The organism is Acrocarpospora corrugata, from assembly GCF_009687845.1.
In the GTDB taxonomy this organism is placed as follows: Bacteria; Actinomycetota; Actinomycetes; order Streptosporangiales; family Streptosporangiaceae; genus Acrocarpospora; species Acrocarpospora corrugata.
Genome location: NZ_BLAD01000088.1, coordinates 32,015 through 52,015, shown reverse-complemented (window position 1 = coordinate 52,015; position 20,001 = coordinate 32,015). Strand labels below are relative to the sequence as shown.

Annotated in this window: 19 protein-coding genes; 11 read left to right on the top strand and 8 right to left on the bottom strand. The window is 70.1% G+C overall.

What is annotated here, in order from left to right; translation table 11 throughout:
• Positions 1 to 142: 142 nt before the first annotated feature.
• From Acor_RS34310 to Acor_RS34290, 5 genes are all read left to right on the top strand, one after another.
• Positions 143 to 1,318 (top strand): FIST signal transduction protein, encoded by a 1,176-nt coding sequence (locus tag Acor_RS34310; RefSeq protein ID WP_155340929.1) that lies wholly within the window; start codon positions 143 to 145, stop codon positions 1,316 to 1,318.
• A gap of 26 nt (positions 1,319 to 1,344) precedes the next feature.
• Complete coding sequence (locus tag Acor_RS34305; protein WP_155340928.1) at positions 1,345 to 2,307, top strand: ROK family protein; 963 nt, start codon at positions 1,345 to 1,347, stop codon at positions 2,305 to 2,307.
• A 25-nt stretch (positions 2,308 to 2,332) separates the two neighbouring features.
• Positions 2,333 to 3,547: a threonine ammonia-lyase gene (gene ilvA, locus Acor_RS34300; RefSeq protein WP_218034650.1), complete on the top strand. Its 1,215-nt coding sequence runs from the start codon at positions 2,333 to 2,335 to the stop codon at positions 3,545 to 3,547.
• A 64-nt stretch (positions 3,548 to 3,611) separates the two neighbouring features.
• Complete coding sequence (locus tag Acor_RS34295) at positions 3,612 to 4,559, top strand: ATP-binding cassette domain-containing protein (protein WP_155340926.1); 948 nt, start codon at positions 3,612 to 3,614, stop codon at positions 4,557 to 4,559.
• Positions 4,552 to 5,319: an ABC transporter permease gene (locus tag Acor_RS34290; RefSeq protein ID WP_155340925.1), complete on the top strand. Its 768-nt coding sequence runs from the start codon at positions 4,552 to 4,554 to the stop codon at positions 5,317 to 5,319. Before Acor_RS34295 ends, Acor_RS34290 begins: the two co-directional genes overlap by 8 nt.
• Here the strand turns inward: Acor_RS34290 and Acor_RS34285 are convergent.
• Together Acor_RS34285 and hppD are read right to left on the bottom strand one after the other, a co-directional pair.
• On the bottom strand, positions 5,308 to 6,768 hold the full coding sequence (locus Acor_RS34285) for a M1 family metallopeptidase (protein WP_155340924.1): 1,461 nt from the start codon (positions 6,766 to 6,768) through the stop codon (positions 5,308 to 5,310). The two genes, Acor_RS34290 and Acor_RS34285, sit on opposite strands and share 12 nt — an antisense overlap.
• Positions 6,769 to 6,908: 140 nt before the next feature.
• Positions 6,909 to 8,003 carry a 4-hydroxyphenylpyruvate dioxygenase gene (gene hppD / locus Acor_RS34280; protein ID WP_155340923.1) on the bottom strand — a complete coding sequence of 365 codons (1,095 nt, stop codon included), beginning with the start codon at positions 8,001 to 8,003 and terminating at the stop codon, positions 6,909 to 6,911.
• Positions 8,004 to 8,099: 96 nt separating this feature from the next.
• On the opposite strand from hppD, the gene Acor_RS34275 reads away from it, so the two are divergent.
• Positions 8,100 to 8,567 (top strand): Lrp/AsnC family transcriptional regulator, encoded by a 468-nt coding sequence (locus Acor_RS34275; RefSeq protein WP_246239504.1) that lies wholly within the window; start codon positions 8,100 to 8,102, stop codon positions 8,565 to 8,567.
• 88 nt (positions 8,568 to 8,655) lie between these two features.
• The gene (locus Acor_RS34270) at positions 8,656 to 10,824 is read left to right on the top strand and encodes a transglycosylase domain-containing protein (protein ID WP_246239503.1); all 2,169 of its coding nucleotides are present in this window, start codon (positions 8,656 to 8,658) and stop codon (positions 10,822 to 10,824) included.
• Here Acor_RS34270 and Acor_RS34265 read toward each other — a convergent pair.
• Positions 10,821 to 12,785 carry a thioredoxin domain-containing protein gene (locus tag Acor_RS34265; RefSeq protein WP_155340921.1) on the bottom strand — a complete coding sequence of 655 codons (1,965 nt, stop codon included), beginning with the start codon at positions 12,783 to 12,785 and terminating at the stop codon, positions 10,821 to 10,823. The genes Acor_RS34270 and Acor_RS34265 overlap by 4 nt on opposite strands.
• Before the next feature lie 143 nt (positions 12,786 to 12,928).
• On the opposite strand from Acor_RS34265, the gene Acor_RS34260 reads away from it, so the two are divergent.
• The gene (locus Acor_RS34260) at positions 12,929 to 14,077 is read left to right on the top strand and encodes a hypothetical protein (protein ID WP_155340920.1); all 1,149 of its coding nucleotides are present in this window, start codon (positions 12,929 to 12,931) and stop codon (positions 14,075 to 14,077) included.
• On the opposite strand, the gene Acor_RS34255 is transcribed toward Acor_RS34260, so the two are convergent.
• The 3 genes from Acor_RS34255 to mca are packed head-to-tail and all read right to left on the bottom strand — an operon-like array spanning position 14,078 to position 15,405.
• Positions 14,078 to 14,383 carry a GNAT family N-acetyltransferase gene (locus tag Acor_RS34255; protein ID WP_308805704.1) on the bottom strand — a complete coding sequence of 102 codons (306 nt, stop codon included), beginning with the start codon at positions 14,381 to 14,383 and terminating at the stop codon, positions 14,078 to 14,080.
• Complete coding sequence (locus tag Acor_RS34250; protein ID WP_155340919.1) at positions 14,380 to 14,535, bottom strand: hypothetical protein; 156 nt, start codon at positions 14,533 to 14,535, stop codon at positions 14,380 to 14,382. The genes Acor_RS34255 and Acor_RS34250 overlap by 4 nt, the downstream gene beginning before the upstream one ends.
• Before the next feature lie 9 nt (positions 14,536 to 14,544).
• Complete coding sequence (gene mca, locus Acor_RS34245) at positions 14,545 to 15,405, bottom strand: mycothiol conjugate amidase Mca (protein WP_155340940.1); 861 nt, start codon at positions 15,403 to 15,405, stop codon at positions 14,545 to 14,547.
• 164 nt (positions 15,406 to 15,569) lie between these two features.
• Here mca and Acor_RS34240 point away from each other — a divergent pair, with 164 nt between their 5' ends.
• The 3 genes from Acor_RS34240 (at position 15,570) to Acor_RS34230 (ending at position 17,891) form a co-directional block, all read left to right on the top strand.
• Positions 15,570 to 15,986, top strand: a complete 417-nt coding sequence (locus Acor_RS34240; protein WP_155340918.1) for a DUF4307 domain-containing protein — start codon at positions 15,570 to 15,572, stop codon at positions 15,984 to 15,986.
• A gap of 38 nt (positions 15,987 to 16,024) precedes the next feature.
• Entirely contained in the window at positions 16,025 to 16,564 is a 540-nt protein-coding gene (gene greA, locus Acor_RS34235) for a transcription elongation factor GreA (protein WP_422664852.1), read from the top strand.
• A gap of 100 nt (positions 16,565 to 16,664) precedes the next feature.
• On the top strand, positions 16,665 to 17,891 hold the full coding sequence (locus tag Acor_RS34230; RefSeq protein WP_155340916.1) for a C40 family peptidase: 1,227 nt from the start codon (positions 16,665 to 16,667) through the stop codon (positions 17,889 to 17,891).
• Here Acor_RS34230 and Acor_RS34225 read toward each other — a convergent pair.
• Positions 17,888 to 18,475: an acyl-CoA-like ligand-binding transcription factor gene (locus Acor_RS34225; protein WP_155340915.1), complete on the bottom strand. Its 588-nt coding sequence runs from the start codon at positions 18,473 to 18,475 to the stop codon at positions 17,888 to 17,890. The genes Acor_RS34230 and Acor_RS34225 overlap by 4 nt on opposite strands.
• Positions 18,453 to 19,928, bottom strand: coding sequence for a DHA2 family efflux MFS transporter permease subunit (locus tag Acor_RS34220; RefSeq protein ID WP_155340914.1), 1,476 nt, complete (start codon positions 19,926 to 19,928; stop codon positions 18,453 to 18,455). Before Acor_RS34220 ends, Acor_RS34225 begins: the two co-directional genes overlap by 23 nt.
• Positions 19,929 to 20,001: the final 73 nt, after the last annotated feature.

Here is a 20,001-nt window from a genome sequence, read left to right as displayed (position 1 = left end):
TCTTGCGGATCTTGACCATTCAGTGACGAACCAGGTGAGTTCCGGAACCATGTTGTGGGGAGAATCGGGCATGAGGGCTATGAAGCAGATCGGTACGAGATTTACGAGATGACGGACTTGTCCTAGCGAGAGGGGGCGCGCGATGGCGGTATTGACGAGCCGGTTCGCTGACGGGCTAGCCGTCGGGCCCAACCTGGTGGAGAGCGCGGAGGGCGCGATCCGGCAGGCCCTCGCGGGACTCACCGGGCCGGCCGACCTGGTCTGCTTCTTCATCTGCGGCGACGACGCAGAGGACGTGGCGAAGGCCGGGCGGCGGGCGATGGAACTGGCCGGCGAGGCGGCGGTGATCGGCTGTAGCGCGACCGGCGTGATCGGCGACGCGCAGGGGGTGGAACTGACCCCGTCGGTGAGCGCCTGGGCGGCCTCGCTGGGAGATGCCCGGGTGAAGACGTTCGCCCTGGAATCGCTGCGGGCCGATGACCGTTTTGTAGTGATCGGCCTGCCGGAACGCGAGCTGGACGACCGGGTGGCGATCATGCTGGCGGATCCGTACACGTTCCCGACCGACGCGTTCGTGGAGCACTCCAGCGAGGTGCTCGGGAACCTGCCGATCATCGGCGGCCTGGCCAACGGCCTGCAGGGCCGCGGCTCGGTCCGGCTGTTCGCCGACGGCGAGGTCTACACCGAGGGCGCCATCGGCGTCATGCTGAGCGGCCCCGTGCAGGTCAGCACGGTGGTCAGCCAGGGCTGCCGCCCGATCGGCCCGACCATGGTGGTCACCCGCGCCGAGGAGAACGTGCTGCTGGAACTCGCCGGGCAGCCCGCGCTGGCCCGGCTGGAGGACATCGTCAGCGCCCTGGACGAGGAGGACCGCGAACTCGTCGCCTCCGGCCTCCAGATCGGCATCGCCATGAACGAGTACGCGGAACGCCACGAACGCGGCGACTTCCTGATCCGCGGCGTGCTCGGCATCGACCCCGAGCGGGAGGCGGTCGCGATCGGCGACGTGGTGCCGGTCGGCCGGACCGTACGCTTCCAGGTCAGAGACGCGGAAACCGCCGACGAGGACCTGTACGAACTGCTGGACGCGCACCTGGCCGAGGGCGGCCGGGTGGACGGCGCGCTGCTGTTCTCCTGCAACGGCCGGGGCTCGGCCATGTTCGGCACACCCGACCACGACGCGCTCGCGCTCCGCGATACCCTCGGCCCGATCGGCGTCGCCGGCTTCTTCGCGGCCGGCGAGGTCGGCCCGGTCGCCGGCCACAACCACGTGCACGGGTTCACGGCTTCCGTCCTGGTCTTCTCCACAGCATTCTGAGACAGCGTTCTGAGGGGGTCTCCATCATGGTCGTGCTCGCGGTCGACATCGGCGGCACCAAGTTCGCGGCCGGCCTGGTCGGCGCCGACGGCGAGATGCTGCTCTCCGATCGGGTCCCGACCCCGCCGGGCGGCGATGCCGACACCTTATGGAAGGCCCTGGCCGCACTGGTCGACGGCGTCGCGGCGCGCGCGAGCCAGCCCTTGATCGGCGTCGGCATCGGCTCCGGCGGCCCGATGACCTGGCCGGACGGCTTCGTGTCCCCGCTCAACATGCCGGGCTGGCGCGACTTCCCGCTGGTCGACCGCCTGGCCGAACGTTTCCCCGGCATCCCCGTAAGGATCCACAACGACGCCGTTGCCGTCGCCGTGGCCGAGCACTGGCGGGGCGCCGGCCACGGCACCGCCAACATGCTCGGCATGGTCGTCTCCACCGGCGTCGGCGGCGGCCTCATCCTGGGCGGCCACCTGATCGACGGCGGCACCGGCAACGCCGGCCACATCGGCCACATCATCGTCGAACCGGAAGGACCCGCGTGCGGCTGCGGCGGCCGTGGCTGCCTGGAGGCGGTGGCCCGCGGCCCCCGCCTGGCCCAGTGGGCGCTGGCCCAGGGCTGGCAGCCGGGCTCCTCCGAAGCCTCGAAACCGCTCTACGTGGAGGCCGCGACCGCGTCCGGCCGGCAGCTGGCCTTCGACGCCGCCGCCGGGGACGCGGTGGCGCTGGCCGCGATGCGCAGGGCCGGCCGGGCGATCGGGCTCGCGCTGGCCTCGGCCACCCACCTGTGCGACCTCGACCTGGTCACCATTGGCGGCGGCCTCTCCCAGGCCGGCCCGCTGATCTTCGACCCGCTGGAGGAGACCCTGCGCGCGCACGCCCGGATGGACTTCGCCCGCCGGGTCCGGGTGGTGCCCGCCGCCCTCGGCCAGGACGCCGGGCTGATCGGCGCGGCGGCCTTCATCCTGCAGGCCGACCGCTACTGGGCCGGCTGATCCACCGCCTGGGAGGATGTCAGTCATGGCCGATCCTCTGGTGACGTACGACGACGTCGTCGCCGCACGCAAGCTGCTGTCCGGCGTGGTCGTGCCCACGCCGGTGCAGTATTCCCGGGTGCTGTCCGAGTTCGTCGGCGGCCCGGTGTACCTCAAATGCGAGAACCTCCAGCGCGCGGGTTCGTTCAAGGTCCGCGGCGCGTACGTCAGGATCGCCCGCCTGAGCGCGGAGGAGCGCGCCCGGGGCGTGGTCGCGGCCAGCGCGGGCAACCACGCCCAGGGCGTCGCGCTGGCCTCCGGGCTGGTGGGCACGAAGGCCACGGTCTACATGCCGGAGGGCGCGCCGCTGCCCAAGGTCGAGGCCACCCGCGGCTACGGCGCCGAAGTGATCTTCGCGGGGCACACCGTCGACGTGGCCCTGCGGGCCGCCACGAAGCACGCCGCCGAGACCGGCGCGGTCTTCATCCACCCGTTCGACCACCCGGACGTGATCGCCGGTCAGGGCACGGTCGGCCTGGAGATCCTGGACCAGCTGCCGGAGACCGGCACGATCGTGCTGGCCATCGGCGGCGGCGGGCTGGCGGCCGGGGTCGCGCTCGCGGTCAAGCAGCTCAGGCCCGGCGTGCGGATCGTCGGCGTGCAGGCGGAACGCGCCGCCGCCTACCCCGAGTCGCTGGCGGCCGGGCACCCGGTCATGGTCGAACCGGCCACCACGATGGCGGACGGCATCGCGGTCGGCCTCCCCGGCGAGCTGCCGTTCGAGCTCATCCACTACCTGGTCGACCAGGTGGTCACGGTGTCGGAGGAGTCGCTGTCCCGGGCGCTGCTGCTCTGCCTGGAGCGGGCCAAGATGATGGTCGAACCGGCGGGGGTGGCCGGGGTGGCCGCGCTGCTGGAGCAGCCGCACGCGTTCGAGACGCCGGTGGTCGCGGTGCTGTCCGGCGGCAACATCGACCCGCTGCTGCTGGCCAAGCTGCTCCGGCACGGACTGGCGGCGACCGGGCGGTATCTGGCGTTCCGGATCCGGCTGCAGGACCGGCCGGGCGCGCTGGCGGCGCTGCTGGGGCGGCTGGCCGAACTGCGGGCGAACGTGCTGGAGATCGTGCACGAGCGGGTGGGCGCGCGGCTGCATCTGGACGAGGCGGAGGTGCTGCTGCAACTGGAGACCCGGGGGCCCGCGCACTGTGACGAGGTGCTGGGTTCGCTACGCCGGGACGGCTACAAGCTCATCTTCTCCTAAAGCTTCCGACGGCCCGACGAGCCAGGGGGAGAAAACGGGCATCAACCCCAACGTGGTTGAAACCATGATTAGGGCTGAAGGGCTCGCCAAGCACTATGGGCGGGTGAAAGCGCTCAATGGGGTGGACCTTGAGGTCCCCACCGGCAGCGTGCTGGCGGTGCTCGGCCCGAACGGGGCAGGCAAGACGACCACGGTGCGAATCCTGGCCACCCTGCTCCGCCCCGACGCCGGGAACGCCACCATCGCGGGCATCGACGTGCTGGCCCGGCCGGACGAGATCCGCAAGGTGATCGGCCTGACCGGCCAGTACGCGGCCGTGGACGAATACCTGACCGGCCGCGAGAACCTGGTCATGTTCGCCCGCCTCTACCACCTGGACCAGGCCACGGCCCGGACCAGAGCCGCCGAACTGCTCGACCGGTTCGCGCTCACCGACGCGGCCGACCGGCAGACCAGGACCTACTCCGGCGGCATGCGGCGGCGGCTGGACCTGGCCGCGTCGCTGGTGGCCAGACCCAAGGTCATCTTTCTGGACGAGCCGACCACCGGGCTCGATCCGCGCAGCCGCAACGGCATGTGGGACGTGATCAGGGAACTGGTCCGGGACGGCGCGACGCTCCTGCTGACCACGCAGTACCTGGAGGAGGCGGACGCGCTCGCCGACAACATCATGATCATCGATCATGGGCTGGTGATTGCGCAGGGCACCGCGGACCAGCTCAAGGGCCGCCTCGGCGGAGAACGCATCCAGATCGCGGTCAAGGACCTGGCCCACCTGCCGGAACTCGCGGAGATCGCGGCCAGCGTCGGCAGCGGCGTGCCGGAAGTGGACCAGGAGAGCCACAGCGTCACCGTCGAGGTGCGCGACGGCGCGGCGTCGCTGGTGGAGTTCGTCCGCGGCCTGGACGCCAAGGGCATCGAGCCGAGCGACGTCGAACTGCGCCGCCCGACCCTGGACGAGGTGTTCCTGGCGCTCACGGGACACCGGACCCAGAGCGTCCACGATGACTGACTGGACAGTCGCCGACAGTCTGGTGATCACCCGGCGGCACCTGACGCACATCCCGCGCATCCCGGAGCTGCTGTTCTTCACGATCGTTCAGCCGATCATCTTCATCCTGCTGTTCTCGATCGTGTTCGGCAACGCGATCAAGGTGCCGGGCGGGGACTACGTCAACTTCCTGCTGCCCGGCATCTTCGCCCAGACCATGGCGTTCGCCACCACCAGCACCTGCATCGGGCTGGCCGAGGACCTGCACAAGGGCCTGGTGGACCGGTTCAGGGCCCTGCCGATGGCCAGATCGGCCGTGCTGGTCGGGCGGCTGCTGTCGGACACGGTGAAGAACGCGCTGATCCTGGCCATCATGATCGTGGTCGGCTACATCGTCGGATTCCGGATCACCAACGGGTTCCTCCCGGCGGTGGCCGGGATCCTGCTGTTGCTGCTGTTCGCCTTCACCTTCGCCACCATCGGCGCCTGGATCGGGCTGTCGATGAAGTCGGTGGAGGCGGCCAACATGGCGGGAATGGTGTGGATCTTCCCGCTCACCTTCGTCAGCAGCGCGTTCGTGCCGGTCGAGTCGATGCCGTCGTGGATCCGGCCGTTCGCCCAGCACCAGCCGGTCAGCGTGACCGTGGACGCGCTGCGCGGGCTGTTCCACGGCGGCCCGATCCTGTCGCCGCTGATCCAGTCGCTGGTGTGGTGCGTGCTGCTGACGGCGATCTGCCTGACCGGGGCGATCGCCACCTACAAGAAGGTGTCAGCTCACTGAGGTCGGCTTGGCCGGCTTGCGCTGCTTGAACAGCCAGGCGTCGAACAGGTCGTCCAGCTGCTTGCCCGAGGTCTTCTCGGCCAGCTCGATGAACTGCTCGGTGGTGACGTTGCCGTAGCGGTGGTCGGCGGCCCACTTCTTGATCAGCGGGAAGAACTTGCCGTCGCCGATCTCCAGCCGGAGCGCGTGCAGCGCCATCCCGCCGCGGGTGTAGACCGAGGCGTTGAACAGGTCGTTCGGGCGGGTCTCGCCGGGCGGGTACTTCCAGATCGCGTCGGTGGCGCCCGCGTAGGCGTCGTTGAACTGCTGCTGGGCGGTGCCCTGGCCGCGGTGCTCGCTCCACAGCCACTCGGCGTAGGTGGCGAAGCCCTCGTTCAGCCAGAGGTCCTTCCAGCGGGTGATGCTCAGGCTGTTGCCGAACCACTGGTGGGCCAGCTCGTGCGCGATGATGCCCTCGTCCGGCTCGAAGCCGCCGTAGATCGGCTTGGTCTGGTTCTCCAGCGCGTATCCGGCCGCGAAGTCGTCCACCACGCCGCCGGTGGAGCCGAACGGGTAGGGCCCGAACACGGTCGCCCAGTAGTCGGTGATCTTGCCGGACTGGTCGTACAGACTGTTCAGCGAGGTCCGGAAGCGCGGGTCGGCGGCCGCGTAGACCGGGATGCCGCCCGGCGAGGTGCCGGTGCGGACCTGGAACTTGCCGGTGGTCATGGTGGCCAGGTAGGTCGTCATCGGGTGCTTCTCGCGCCAGATGAAGGTGGTCTTGCCGTTCGTGGTCTTCGGCTGGCCGGCCAGCTCGCCGTTGGCGATGGCGGTGACGCCCTCGGGCACGGTCAGGGTGAAGTCGAAGGTGGCCTTGTCGGCGGGGTGGTCGTTGCTGGGGAACCAGGTCTTCGCGCCGTTCGGCTCGCAGGTCACGAACGAGCCGTCCGGGGTCGGGATGAAGCCGTAGCTGCCCAGGTTGGAGGACTCGCGGACCGGCTGCGGCGTGCCCGCGTAGGCGACCTCGACCTTGAACGCGGCCTTGTCCTTCAGGTCGGTGCGGACGGTCAGTTCGCTGCCCTTGCGGCTGAACTCGGCGGGCGCGCCGTTCACGGTCACCGAGCGCACCGTGAAGCCGCTCAGGTCCAGGTTGAACTGCGACAGGTCCTGGGTGGCCTTCGCGTCGATGGTCGCGGTCCCGCCCAGCTGCCTGCTCTTCGGGTCGTAGGCCAGGGCCAGCCCGTAGTGGGTGGCGTCGTAGCCGCCGTTGCCGTCGCCGGGGAAGTAGGGATCCCCGATGCCGGTGCTCCCGGCGGTCGCGGCCGACACCGACCGGGCCGCGGCCGGGGCGCTGGCCGACAGCGGAGCCTCCTCGGCCGAGGCGCGTTCGCCGTCCGTGGCGCTGTTGGACGCCGAGCAGGCGGCCACCAGACCCGCCGCGAGCATGCTGACCACCTGACGTCCACGCATGTGTGACGTGTCCCCTTCGCTACCCGAACGACCAGATCCCTGCCGGCAACCCTACGCGAGCAGAACGACAGCTTCAGGCGACCTCGACGGAGGTTTGGGCGGGCCTGTCAGGCATTGCGGGGTTCGGGGAGCGAAAAGATTTACAGGTTCCCGCGCAGCTCCTGCTCCCGCTCGATCGCCTCGAACAGGGCCTTGAAGTTGCCTTTACCGAAACCCAGCGAGCCGTGCCGCTCGATGAACTCGAAGAAGACGGTCGGGCGGTCCTGCACCGGCTTGGTGAAGATCTGCAGCAGGTAGCCGTCCTCGTCCCGGTCCACCAGGATGCGGCGCTGCTTGAGCTCGGCGACGGGTACCCGGACCTGGCCGATCCTGGCCCGCAGTTCCGGGTCGTCATAGTAGGAGTCGGGCGTTTCCAGGAATTCCACGCCGGCCGCGCGCATCCGGTCGACCGTGCCGAGAATGTCGTTGGTGGCCAGCGCGATGTGCTGCACGCCCGGTCCGCCGTAGAACTCCAGGTATTCGTCGATCTGCGACTTGCGCTTGCCGGCGGCGGGCTCGTTGAGCGGGAACTTCACCTTCCTGGTGCCGTTCGCGACGACCTTGGACATCAGCGCCGAGTACTCGGTCGCGATGTCGTCGCCGATGAACTCGGCCATCCGGGTGAAACCCATCACCCGCTCGTAGAACTCCACCCAATCGTCCATCCGCTCGACATTGCCGACGCAGTGGTCGATGGCCTGGAACATCCGCTTCCCCGGCGCCACGATCGGTTCCGCGGCCAGGTAACCGGGCAGATAGGGCCCGTTGTAGTTGGACCGGTCGACCAGGGTGTGCCGGGTCTCCCCGTAGGTGGCGATCGCGGCCAGCACGACCTTCCCGTGCTCGTCCTCCGCCACGTACGGCTCCGCGAGCCCACGCGCGCCCTGGGCCAGCGCGTGCCGGTAGGCGCCCTCCACGTCGGGTACGTCCAGGGCCAGGTCGATGACGCCGTCGCCGTGCTCGGTGACGTGCCTGGCCAGGTCGGAGCCGGGCCGGACCGCGCCGCGCAGCTCGAACCTGGCGCCGCCGGAGGCGAGCACGTAGGCGACCTCGTCGCGGCTGCCGGTCTCCGGACCCCGGTACGCGATCAGCCGCATCCCGAAGGCGGTGGAGTAGTAATGGGCGGCCTGCTTGGCGTTGCCGACGGCGAACACGACCGCGTCCATCCCGTGGACCGGAAACACGTCATCACTCATGGCGATACTCTCGGACGGGATGGCCAACCTGCGCAACAGTCACCCAAAATAGTGGACAATATGCCCAGAGAATGTGGCGATCATCGGAGCATTATTGTGACCGTTGACCAGTTGGATGTCCGGCTTGTCGCGTTACTGGAGGAAGAGCCGCGGATCGGGGTGCTGGAGTGCTCACGGCGGCTGAACGTGGCCCGCGGCACCGTGCAGGCCCGCCTCGACCGCCTCGCCGCCCGCGGCGTGATCACCGGGTACGGCCCGCAGATCGACCCGGCCGCCCTCGGGTTCGACGTGACCGCGTTCGTGACGTTGCAGATCCGCCAGGTCAGCGGTCACGATCCGGTGGCCGACCGGCTCGCCCTGATCCCCGAAGTGCTTGAGGTGCACACGATCACCGGCGGGCATGACATGCTCTGCCGGGTCGTCGCGCGCAGCAACGCCGATCTGCAGCGGGTGATCGACCAGATTGTGGACGTGCACGGGGTGGTCAGGACCGAATCGGTGATCGCGCTGGATACCCCGGTGCCGTATCGGACCCTGCCGTTGGTCAAGGCCGCGCAACGGTAGTGGACGATAGCCGCAAGGTACCTGCAATGACCCAAGCATCGTTATCTATCGTCTACCGTGAACGCCTGCGAGAGGTCTGGGGGATCGCGTGCGAAGCGGTGAGGAAGATGGGGCGCCCGCTCAGGAGGAGCCCGACGGCCCGGCGGAGAAACCGCGCCGGCGGCTGCTCCGGCGGGTTCTGGTCGTCAGCGGTGCGGGGGTCGTGGGGCTGATCGGCATGTTCGGGGTCGTCTGGGCGATGACCCCGATTCCGGATACCACCCAGGCCCTGGCCACCGCGCAGGGCTCGATGATCTACTACCGGGACGGCAAGACGGTCCTGGCGACCCAGGGTGTGAACCGCAAGAACGTGCCGCTCGGCAAGGTCCCGGCCGCCGTCAGGGACGCCGTGATCGCCGCCGAGAACCGGACGTTCTACCAGGACACCGGCGTCTCGCTCTCGGGTACGGCTCGCGCCATGTGGTCCACCGTCACCGGCCAGCAACTCCAGGGCGGATCGACCATCACCCAGCAGATGGTGCGCAACTACTACAGCGGCCTGAGCCAGGAACGCACGGTGGTCCGCAAACTCAAGGAGATAATGATCTCCCTGAAAGTGGATCGCTCCAAGTCCAAGGACTGGGTGCTGGAGCAGTACCTCAACACCATCTACTTCGGCCGCGGCGCGTACGGCGTGCAGGCGGCCTCGCTCGCGTACTTCAACAAGGACGTGAGCAAACTGACCGCCGCCGAGGGCGCCTACCTGGCCGCGGTGATCCAGCAGCCGACCCGGTTCGCCGACCCGAAGGGCGCGGACCTGGAGGCGGTCAAGACCCGCTGGCAGGGTGTGGTCGCCGGGATGACCACCACCAGGGCGCTCACCTCGGCGCAGGCCGCCGCGCTCCAGTTCCCGACCCTGGTCAAGCAGAAGTCACCGCTGTCGCTGAGCGGCCAGAAGGGCTACATGCTGGCCCAGGTCCGGGCCGAGCTGAACCGGCTCGGCTACAGCGACGAGGACATCAACCAGGGCGGCTTGAAGATCACCACGACCTTCGACAGGAAGCTGATGGGCCTGGCCGAAGAAGCCGTCAAGTCGGTCCTGCCGGACAACACTCCCAAGAAGGTGCGCACCGGGCTGGCGGCCGTCGATCCGGCCACCGGTGAGGTCGTCGCGTTCTACGGTGGGCGCGACTACAACGCGACCGAGTGGAACAACGCCTTCGACGCCAAGGTGCAGGCCGGGTCGACGTTCAAGGCGTACACGCTGGCGGCGGCGCTGGAGAACGGGTACGACCTGTGGACCCGGGTGGACGGGAACTCGCCGATGCGGATCGCGTCCGCGACCATCCCGAACTCGGGGGGCGCCTCGTACGGTTCTGTCGACCTGGTCCAGGCCACCCGCAGTTCGGTCAACACCGCCTTCGTGGACCTCGGGCAGAAGGTCGGCCTGGCCAAGGTCGCGCGGGCGGCCGAAGCGGCCGGCATCCCGGCCGTCCAGCTGACCCAGCACCAGGCCGCGCCCACCTTCCCGCTCGGCGTCGCCTCGATGAGCGCCGTCCAGCAGGCCTCCGCGTACGGCACGTTCGCGGCCGGCGGCACGCACCACGACGCGCACGTGATCCGCTCGGTCACCGACGCCCGCGGCCAGACCCGCAGGATCGACGCCGTCGGCAAGCGCGCCTTCAGCGAGGAGACCGCCGCCGACACCACGTACGCGCTGGAGCAGGTCGTCCAGGGCGGCACCGGCACGGCGGCCCGCCTGTACGGCCGCCCGGCCGCCGGCAAGACCGGCACCACCGACGAGTCGGCCGCCGTCTGGTTCAACGGCTACGTCCCGCAGCTGTCGGTGTCGGTGAACATGTTCCGCGACGACAACAAGGCGGTCACCGTCCCCGGATATGGCCCTCTGTACGGCGGCACGCTGCCCGCGCAGATCTGGAAGTACTTCGTGGAGGCGTCAATGGAGGGCGAGCCGGTCGAGGAGTTCCCGCCGCCGACCGACTACGAGACCATGTGGGGCGAACAGCCGTACCGCGGCGACGAGCAGGACCAGAACAGCCAGGACTGGAACAACGGCGACGAGTCCCCGACCCCCGACCCGAGCGTCACCGGCTCGCCCGACCAGCCCGAGTCGCCGCCGCCGACCGAGGGCGGGGACCAGGGCGGCGGGGACAACCCGGGCGACGGCGGCGGCACCGGCGATCCGCAGCCGTCGGATCCGGGCCAGTCCGACACGCCGTCCGATCCGACGATCGAGCCGACCGCCGTCGACTTCTAGCCCATCCGGCCGAGTTCCTGGTTGAGCTCGGCCGGGGTGGTGACGGGGAGCCGGCAGGCGAACCGGCGGCACACGTAGGCGGCCGGTTCGCCGTCCACCGTCCCGCGCCCGTCCAGGAGCGGGACGGTGCCGGCTCCGTCGCCCAGGGCGATGACCAGGCCCGGCGCGGTGGACATCAGCGCGGTGCGGTGCAGGAGCCTGGTCCGGGGGTCGTCGGCGGGCCCGACCACGGCCACCTCGACCGGCCCGTCCAGGGCGGCCTGCGCGACCGCCAGCCCCCAGCCGGCGAAGCGGGCGTACTTGTCGGCGAGGACGGAGACCGCGCCGAGGGCCGCTTCGGCGGCTTCCCTGTGGGCACTCGATCCGGTCAGCGCGGCGTATGACAGCAGGGCTCCCGCCGCCGCGAACTGGCCGGACGGAGTGGCGTTGTCGGTGGGGTCCCTGGGGCGCTGGAACAGCCGCTCGCCGTCGTCCGCCGTGTCGTAGAAGCCGCCCTCGCCGTCGCCGAACCGGGCCAGCACGGTCGCCAGCAGGCCCCGCGCCCCGGTGAACCAGCGGGTGTCGCCGGTGACCCCGTACAGGGCGATGAGTCCTTCGGCGAGGTCCGCGTAGTCCTCCAGGACTCCGGCGTTGTGGCCCGCCTGACCGGCCCGTGAGGCCCGCAGCAGCCGGTCGTCCGCGATGTGCAGGTCCAGCAGCAGCGCGGCGGCCGTGCCCGCCGCGTCGATCAGGTCGTCCCGGTCGAAGAGCGCGCCGGCCTCGGCCAGGGCCGCGATCGCCAGGCCGTTCCAGCCGGTCACGACCTTGTCGTCGCGGCCGGGACGGACCCGCTCCTCGCGGGCGGCCAGCAGGGCGCGCCGCACCCGCTCGAAACGGTCCCGGTCGTCGGGGTCGGTCAGCAGCTGGAGGACCGAGGAGCCGTGCTCGAAGGTGCCGGTGACCTCGAACACCGCCGTCGCCCACGCGCCGTCCTCGTCGCCGAGCACCTCGCGGAGCTGCTCAGGGGTCCAGACGTAGAAGCGCCCTTCCTCGCCCTCGCTGTCGGCGTCCAGCGCGGACGCGAAGCCGCCCTCGGGGGTGCGCATCTCGCGGAGCAGCCAGTCGGCGGTCTCCAGGGCGATCCGCCGGCCGAGCGTGGAACCGGTGGCCCGCCACCAGTGCGTGTAGACGCGCAGCAGCAGGGCGTTGTCGTAGAGCATCTTCTCGAAGTGCGGGACGATCCACTCCGCGTCCACGCTGTAGCGGGCGAAACCGCCGCCGAGCTGGTCGTAGAGGCCGCCCCTGGCCATGGCGTCCAGGGTCTTCTCGGCCATCGCCATGGCGTCCGCCGTACCGGCGCGGAGCAGGAACTCCAGCACCATCGACGGCGGGAACTTGGGGGCGGCGCCGAAGCCGCCGCGGGCCGCGTCGAAGGCGTCCGCCAGGTTGCGGACGGCGCCGGCCAGGGTGTCCCGCGACGGCAGCGGGCCCGCGGGCAGTCCGGCCCGCTCGTTGAGCGCCTGGACGACGTTCGTGCCCTGGTCCAGCACGGTCTGCCGGTCGGTCGCCCACGCCTGCGCGATGCCGTGCAGCAGCCGCCGGAACTGCGGGCGCGGGAAGTACGTCCCGGCGTAGAACGGGCGGCCGTCCGGGGTCGCGAACACGGTCATCGGCCAGCCGCCCTGGCCGGTCATCGCCTGGGTGGCGCCCATGTAGACGGCGTCCACATCAGGGCGTTCCTCGCGATCCACCTTCACGTTCACGAACCGCTCGTTCATCATCGCGGCCGTGGCCTCGTCCTCGAACGACTCGTGCGCCATCACGTGACACCAGTGACAGGCCGAATAGCCGACCGAGATCAGCAACGGCACGTCGCGGTCGCGGGCCGCCGCGAACGCCGGCTCCCCCCACTCCCACCAATCCACCGGATTCCCGGCATGCTGCAACAGATAGGGACTCGTCGCATCCACAAGGCGGTTCACCCTCCCATCTTCCCCCGGCGGCAGACCGGGAATGGGGTCTGGGGATGTAATCAGGTGGCGTCGGGCGTAGGCTCACGGGACGTGAGCGAGGGAGCCGTCAGGTATCGCGGTAGGGCAGGAACGTGGCCGACGGAGGAGGCTGCGTGAGTGTGGATTTGGAGTTTGCGGTCCGGCATTCCGGGCGGGCGGGGAAGGACCTCACCCGGCGGGATGTGGCGCGGGTGCTGCTCGCGGTGCCGACCGGGCAGGCGCTGGTGTCGATGCCCGACCTGAAACGGGAGCTGCTGGCCGTCGGGAACCCGCTGTCGGCGGCGTTCTGGGAGTCGGCCAAGAGCACGCTGACCCGGATCGAGTCCGGGGTCGCCACCGTGGGTGACGTGCAGCGGTGGCTGGAGTCGACCGGGACCGAGCCGATCCTGCTGACCCGCAGCTACTTCGTCTGGCCGGACGAGGGCGAGCGCGGGCCGGTGGCCACCGAGATGTACGCGCGCCTCGTCGACCACCTGGAGAGCCTGCTGGCGCTCGGCGTGATCGACCCCGACGCGCTGGCGGCCGGTGACACCGCGGCCAGGGAGGCGTACGAGGAGCTGCAGGAGCAGTGGCTGGCCGGCCCGCTGCCCGACGGGCGGGTGCCCAGCGCGGTGGTCGGCGACGAGCAGGACGAGGAGCTCTTCGCGGCCTGGGACGAGGAGGAGGCCTTCGCCCTTGGCGAGCTGCGGCGCAGCATGGCCGACCTGCCCGCGCCGCCCTGCCCGATGGACGACCTGTCGGCCGCCGCCGGGCGGCTGCGGCGCACCCTCGTGCAGCCCGGGTTCCCTGGGAACGTGCTGCGGGCCTGCGCGGGCCTGGACGACGGCGTCCTGCCGGCCGCGGACGAGGATCTGTGGCTCGCGGTCGCGGCCGGGATCACCGCGCCCATCTCCGACCTGCCCGACGAGGAGGACGCGGGCCGCTTCTTCGAGATCGACGGCGAGCTGAGCCACGAGGACTCGGTGCTGGCCTCGCTCTGCGCGATCAACCACGCCGACTGGCTGGCCGCCGTCACGGCACTGGCCCGGTACGGCCCCGGCGTGCTCGCCTCCCCGGAGCGGATCGCCCGGTTCATCGCCGACTCGGAGGAGAACGACGGCGAGTCCGACGCACTGGAGGACCTGGAGGCGTCCGAGATGCTGTTCACCGCGGTCACCCCGCTGTGGGCGCACCTGGGCATCGTGGACAAGGCCGAGGTGCTGACGCCGCTCGGCTGGTGGGGGCTGCCGAAGGCGCTGGAACGCGCCTGGTCGCCGGAGTAGCTACCCGATCTCGTCCTGGTAGTTCGCCGGCACCAGATCCGCATACTCCGGGTGGCGCTTGATGTAGGCCGCGACGAACGGGCAGAGCGGCGCCACCGCCAGGCCGCGCTCGCGGGCGCTGTCGAGGGCCGCGCCGGCCAGTTTGCCGCCCAGGCCCTGGCCCTCGAACTCCGGCATGATCTCGGTGTGGGTGAAGATGATCTTGCCGGGGCGGATCCGGTACTGACTGAACCCGGCCACGCCGCCGTCGATCAGGATCTCGAACCGGTGGGACTCCGGATTATCGACGACGGTGGCCAGGGTCACTTCTTGTCCTTTTCCCGGGGAACCTCGATCTTCGAGATCTGTTTGTTCATGGACTTCACGAGGAAGAACAGCGCGACGCCCAGGCCGAAGACGATGAGGAAGCCGAGCAGCCCAGGGCCATACTCCGGAGCGGCGGCGGCGATGACGTTCATCTTCTGAGTCTACGAGCAGGCGGTGGGGGCCTCCGCGTGGACTCCCGCGAACAGGTCGTCCTCCGGCACGGTGGTGTCCACCAGCGAGCGGGCCAGGTGGAAGTCCTCGGTCGGCCAGACCTCCATCTGGATCTCCCGGGGGCAGACGAACCAGAAGCCGTCGGGGTCCACCTGGGTGGCGTGCGCGAGCAGCGCCCGGTCCCTGGTCTCGAAGAAGTCGGCGCACGGCACCCGGGTGGTGACGTCCCACTTCTCCGGGCGGTCCTCCCAGCGGGCGATCCAGTCCCCATACGGCGAGCCCATCTCGCGCGCGGTCATCGCCTCGTGCAGCGCCTCGAACCGCTCCTTGGAGAAGCTCATGTGGTAGTAGAGCTTCAACGGCGTCCACGGCTCGCCGGCGTCGGGGTAACGGTCGGGGTCGCCCGCCGCCTCGAACGCCTCCACCGACACCCGGTTCGTCATGATGTGGTCGGGATGCGGGTAGCCGCCGTTGTCGTCGTAGGTCAAGATCACATGCGGCCGGAACTCGCGCACGGCCGCGACCAGCGGCGCCGAGGCGTCCGGCAGCGACTGCACCGCGAAACAGCCCTCCGGCAGCGCCTCGTTCTCGTCCTCGGGCAGCCCCGAGTCGACGAAACCGAGGAAACGCTGGCGCACGCCGAGGATCTCGCGGGCCCGATCCATCTCCAGGCGCCGCACCTCGCCCATGTTCTCCAGGATGTCCGGCCTGTCCATCTTCGGGTTCAGAATGGATCCGCGCTCGCCACCGGTACAGGTGACCACCAGCACGTCCACCCCTTCGGAGGCGTAGCGGGCCATGGTCGCCGCGCCCTTGCTCGACTCGTCGTCGGGGTGCGCGTGGACGGCCATCAGCCTCAACGGCGCGATCTCGGCAGCACTCACGGGTCTCCTTGGATGTCCTGGGCAACTGTTCAGAGAGGTTAGCTTCAGGGTGCGACAGTTTTCTTTCCACCCCGGCCGGCTCCGCACAATTGTCTCGGACAACGCCGGCCGACCGCAGGGAGATTCCGCGCATGTCCCCAGAGCCTGTCACCCGGCCGGTGCTCGGCACCCCGGCGGACTTCCCCGAGCGTCCCCCCGCAGGCCGGAGCAGGTTCGTGGCCTACACGGTGATCGGGCTCATCGTCGCGGTGCTGGCCGGCGGCTGGGGCTATGTGATCGTCAGCGCCCGCGGAAACCCCGAGGTCCGCGCCGATGTGGTCTCCTTCGACGCCTCCGCGCCCGACTCCGCGGCGATAACCTTTCTGGTGCACAAGCCCGCCGACCGCGAGGCCCGGTGCCTGGTGCGCGCCCTGGACACCCACCACGTCGAGGTGGGCACCCGGGAGGTCACGATCCCCAGGGGGGAAAGTGACGTCTCCTTGGCCGAGCGCGTGAAGACCAGTGGGCAGGCGACAGCCGTGCACGTCCAGTATTGCAATCTCGTATAGTGGAATCTTTGGGGAAGCGTTCGAAGGCGTTAACTTGTATGCCTTTCGACTCACCTAGGGAAGCAAGGAGAACCCGCGTGGCCGTCTCCCAGAACGATTCCGTCACCTGGCTGACGCAGGAGGCGTACGACCGCCTCAAGGAGGAGTACGACCGCCTTTCCGGCCCGGGTCGGATCGAGATCGCCAAGAAGATCGAGGCCGCCCGCGAGGAAGGCGACCTGAAGGAGAACGGCGGCTACCACGCCGCCAAGGACGAGCAGGGCAAGATGGAGGCCCGCATCTTCCACCTCCGTCAGATCCTCGACAGCGCGAAGGTGGGTGAAGCCCCCCGCACCGAGGGTGTGGTCGGTCCGGGCATGACGGTGACGATCCGCTTCGTCGGTGACGAGGATGAGGTCACCTTCCTGCTGGCCTCCCGCGAGGAGAGCGGCGCCCCGATCGACGTGTACTCGCCCAAGTCCCCGCTCGGGGCCGCCATCAACGGCAAGAAGATCGGCGACAAGGCGACGTACTCGATGCCGAACGGCCGGTCGATCACCGTCGAGGTGCTTGAGGCCGTGCCGTACATCGGCAACTGACGATTGTTTGAAATTCCGCCGGAGAGATGCGCTCCGGCGGATTTCGGCGTTTTGGATCCGATAGTGTCGTGGGCCGGGCCGGGGCGAGAGGGGTGAACGCGTGATCCGCAGGGCGCTCGCGGAAGCCCGCCAGGATCTCGCTTTCCGTCCCCGGCTGCCGCGCCGCCGTCCGCTGCGGCTGCCGTGGCTGTGGCGGCGGCTGATCCCCTTCATCGTGGTGCTGCTGGTCTCGGTGCTCTCCGCCGACCTGCTGATCCTGGCCGAGCTGTCCGGTCAGGACGACCGCGTGGTGGCCACCAGGGAGAAGAAGGCCCGCGGCGACTTCGTGGCGTCCGCCGTGGACGCGCCCGCGCCCACCGTGGCGCCGCTCGACAAGCTGCGCCGCCCGCACCTGTTCGTGGTGAGCGACCAGCCGCTGGCGCCCGGCCTGGTGGCCAGGATCCGGGCCACGGCGGGCGTCGCCGCGGTCGAGGTCACCGACGCGGCCGAGGTGACCATGGACGGGCGGCGGGTGCCCACCATGGGCGTCGAGCCGTCCACCTTCCGGGCCTTCACCCCGGCGCCGACCGCCGGGTCCGACGTGCTCTGGGCCAACCTCGCGCGGGGCGAGGTGGCCGTCTCGTTCGAGCTCGGCAACGACGGCGGCCTGCCGCTCGGGTCCGAGGTGACCAGCGGCGGGCGCAAGCTCAGGATCGGCGCGTACGCCACGGTCGGCATGGGCCGGATCGCGGCAGTGGTGTCCCGGCCGACCGCCAGGGAGCTCGGGCTGCCCGAGGGCAACGCGCTGGTGGTGAGCGCGCCCAAGGTCGACTCCTCGAAGCTGCGCCGGGCGCTGCTGCGGGTGCTGCCGAAGGGCAGCCAGGTGGCCACCATCAATCCGGTGCTGGCCACGCCGAAACGGCAGACCGAGTGGCCGGCCTCGGCGTTCATGTCGGCGCAGCAGACCGAGGCGATGCTGCGGGCGGCGCTGGGCAAACTGGGGCAGCCGTACGAGTGGGGGGCCGAGGGGCCGAACACCTTCGACTGCTCCGGCCTGGTGCAGTGGGCCTTCCGGCAGGCCGGGGTGACGATGCCGAGGGTGGCCTCCCAGCAGTGGGCGAGCGGCCCGCAGATCTCGCTGGAGCAGGCCCAGCCGGGCGATCTGCTGTTCTGGCGGAACGACCCCACCAACCCCGGATACATCTCCCATGTGGCGATCTACTGGGGCGAGGACAAGATGCTGCACGCGCCCAGGACCGGCGACGTGGTCAAGATCGTCAAGATCCACACCAGGAACTTCGCGGGCGCGGTCCGGGTCAGTCCGGGCGTGGCGGCCCGGGTCCGCTAGATCGGCAGGCCCTCCTCCAGCAGCGCGAGCGCCTCGTCCACCAGTTCCGACAGCGGGCGCGCGCCGTCTTCGGCCACCCAGCGCTGCAGGGTCGGGATGAGCGCGCCCATGACCGCGCCGGTGAGCGTCAGCACCGCGATGTCGTGCGGGTCGCGGCCCTCCCGCCGGGCGATCGCCTCGGAGAGCACGTCGAGGGTGTCCAGCATGTTCTGCATCACCCGGGAGCGGATCGCCGGGATGGTCAGCTGGAGCCGGGCCCGGGCCAGTATCTCCTGCTGTTCGGTGGCGGGGATGAGCGCCATCGTCTCCCGGAAGGTGTCCCGTATCGCCCGCAGCGGCGGCTTGCCTGCGGGTTGTCCGGCCAGCGTGGTGACCAGCATGGGGTCATAGTCGTCCTGGACGACGATGTCCTCTTTGGTCGGGAAATATCGGAAGATCGTGCTGGGGGAGATCTCCGCGGCCTCCGCGATCTGCTCGATCGTGGTCGCGTCGTAGCCCTGCTCGGCGAACAATCGCAGGGCCTGTTCCTGGATCGTCCGCCGAGTCCTGGCCTTCTTCCGTTCACGCAGTCCCGGCGAGTTCATGGGCCGATTCTCCCGCCTCCTCCGGGCTGGCGCCACGCATGAACACCGCCACCAGCACCGCGCTCAGCAGCATCGCGGCGGCGCAGCTCCACAGCACCGCGTCCATCGCCGCCGCGAAGGCGTCCCGGCCCGCGCCGGCGAATCCGGGCACCCGTACGGCCGCCGCCACCGACTCGCGGACCGGTTCTGGGGCGGAGCCGGGCAGGTTGGCGACGTACACGGCGGAGAGCAGGCTGCCGAGCCCGGCCACCCCGAAGGCTCCGCCGGTCTGGCGCAGCGTCTGGAGCACTCCGGTGCCCATTCCGGTCCGGTCGGCGGGCAACGTGGCGAGCACCCCGTCCATGGCGGGCACCATGGTCAGGCCGACGCCGGCTCCGGCGACCACCAGCCAGGTGGCCGTGTACGCGTACTCGCCCGGCAGCACCGCCCCTAGCGCGAGCCCGGCGGTGAGCAGCAGCAGGCCGCCCGTCATGACCGGCCGCAGGGCGGCCACCTTGAGCAGGCGCTCGCCCGCGAAGCCGCCGACCATCAGGCCGAGGATCATCGGCGTGATCCGCAGCCCGGTGCCCATCGCGTCGAAGCCCTGCACGGCCTGGAGCGAGAGCGGCACCACGAACAGCACGCCCATCATGCCGAGCGAGACCAGTGACGCCCCGATCGATCCCCACAGGAAGACCCGGTCCCGGAACAGGCTGAGGTCCATCATCGGCGCGCTGGCGCGCATCTCAATCCGGACGAACGCGGCCAACAGCACCAGGCCGACCGTCAGCGGGGTGAGCACGCCGACCGAGCCCCAGCCGTCGATCGGGGCCTGGATCACGCCGTACACCAGTGCTGCCAGCCCAGTCACTGACAGCAGCGTGCCCGGCAGGTCCAGCCGGGGAGAGGCGGGGTCACGCGACTCCGGCACGAGCAGCACCACCGCGACCAGCGCGATGGCCACCGCAGGCAGGTTGATCAGGAAGATCGATCCCCACCAGAAATGGTCCAGCAGGTAGCCGCCGACGATCGGGCCGAGCGGCAGTCCGAGGGCCATGCCCGCCGTCCAGATCGCGATCGCCTTGGCCCGCTCGCCGGCCGGGAAGATGCTCGGCAGGATCGAAGTGGACAGCGGCATGATCAACGCTGCGCCCACGCCCATCAGGGCCCGCGCCGCGATCAGCCAGCCGGTCGAGTCGGCCAGCATCGCCACCGCCGACGCCACCCCGAACGCGGCCAGACCGACCACCAGCAGGCGCTTTCGCCCGAGCCGGTCGCCGAACACGCCCGCGGGCAGCAGCAGCGCCGCGAAGGTCACCAAATACGCGTCGACGATCCACTGCAGTTCGCCGGTGGAGGCGCCCAGGTCCACGGCGAGCGTGGGGAGCGCCACGTTGAGCACGGTCGCGTCCAGTCCGATGACCAGAACGCTGAGCACAAGGGCTGACAGAGCCCACCATCTGGAAGTAGCCATGAATTGATAGTAACTCTCAAAAACTAGTCACTGTCAATCCATTGCGTTCGGATGCGAGCGATGTAATGTTGAT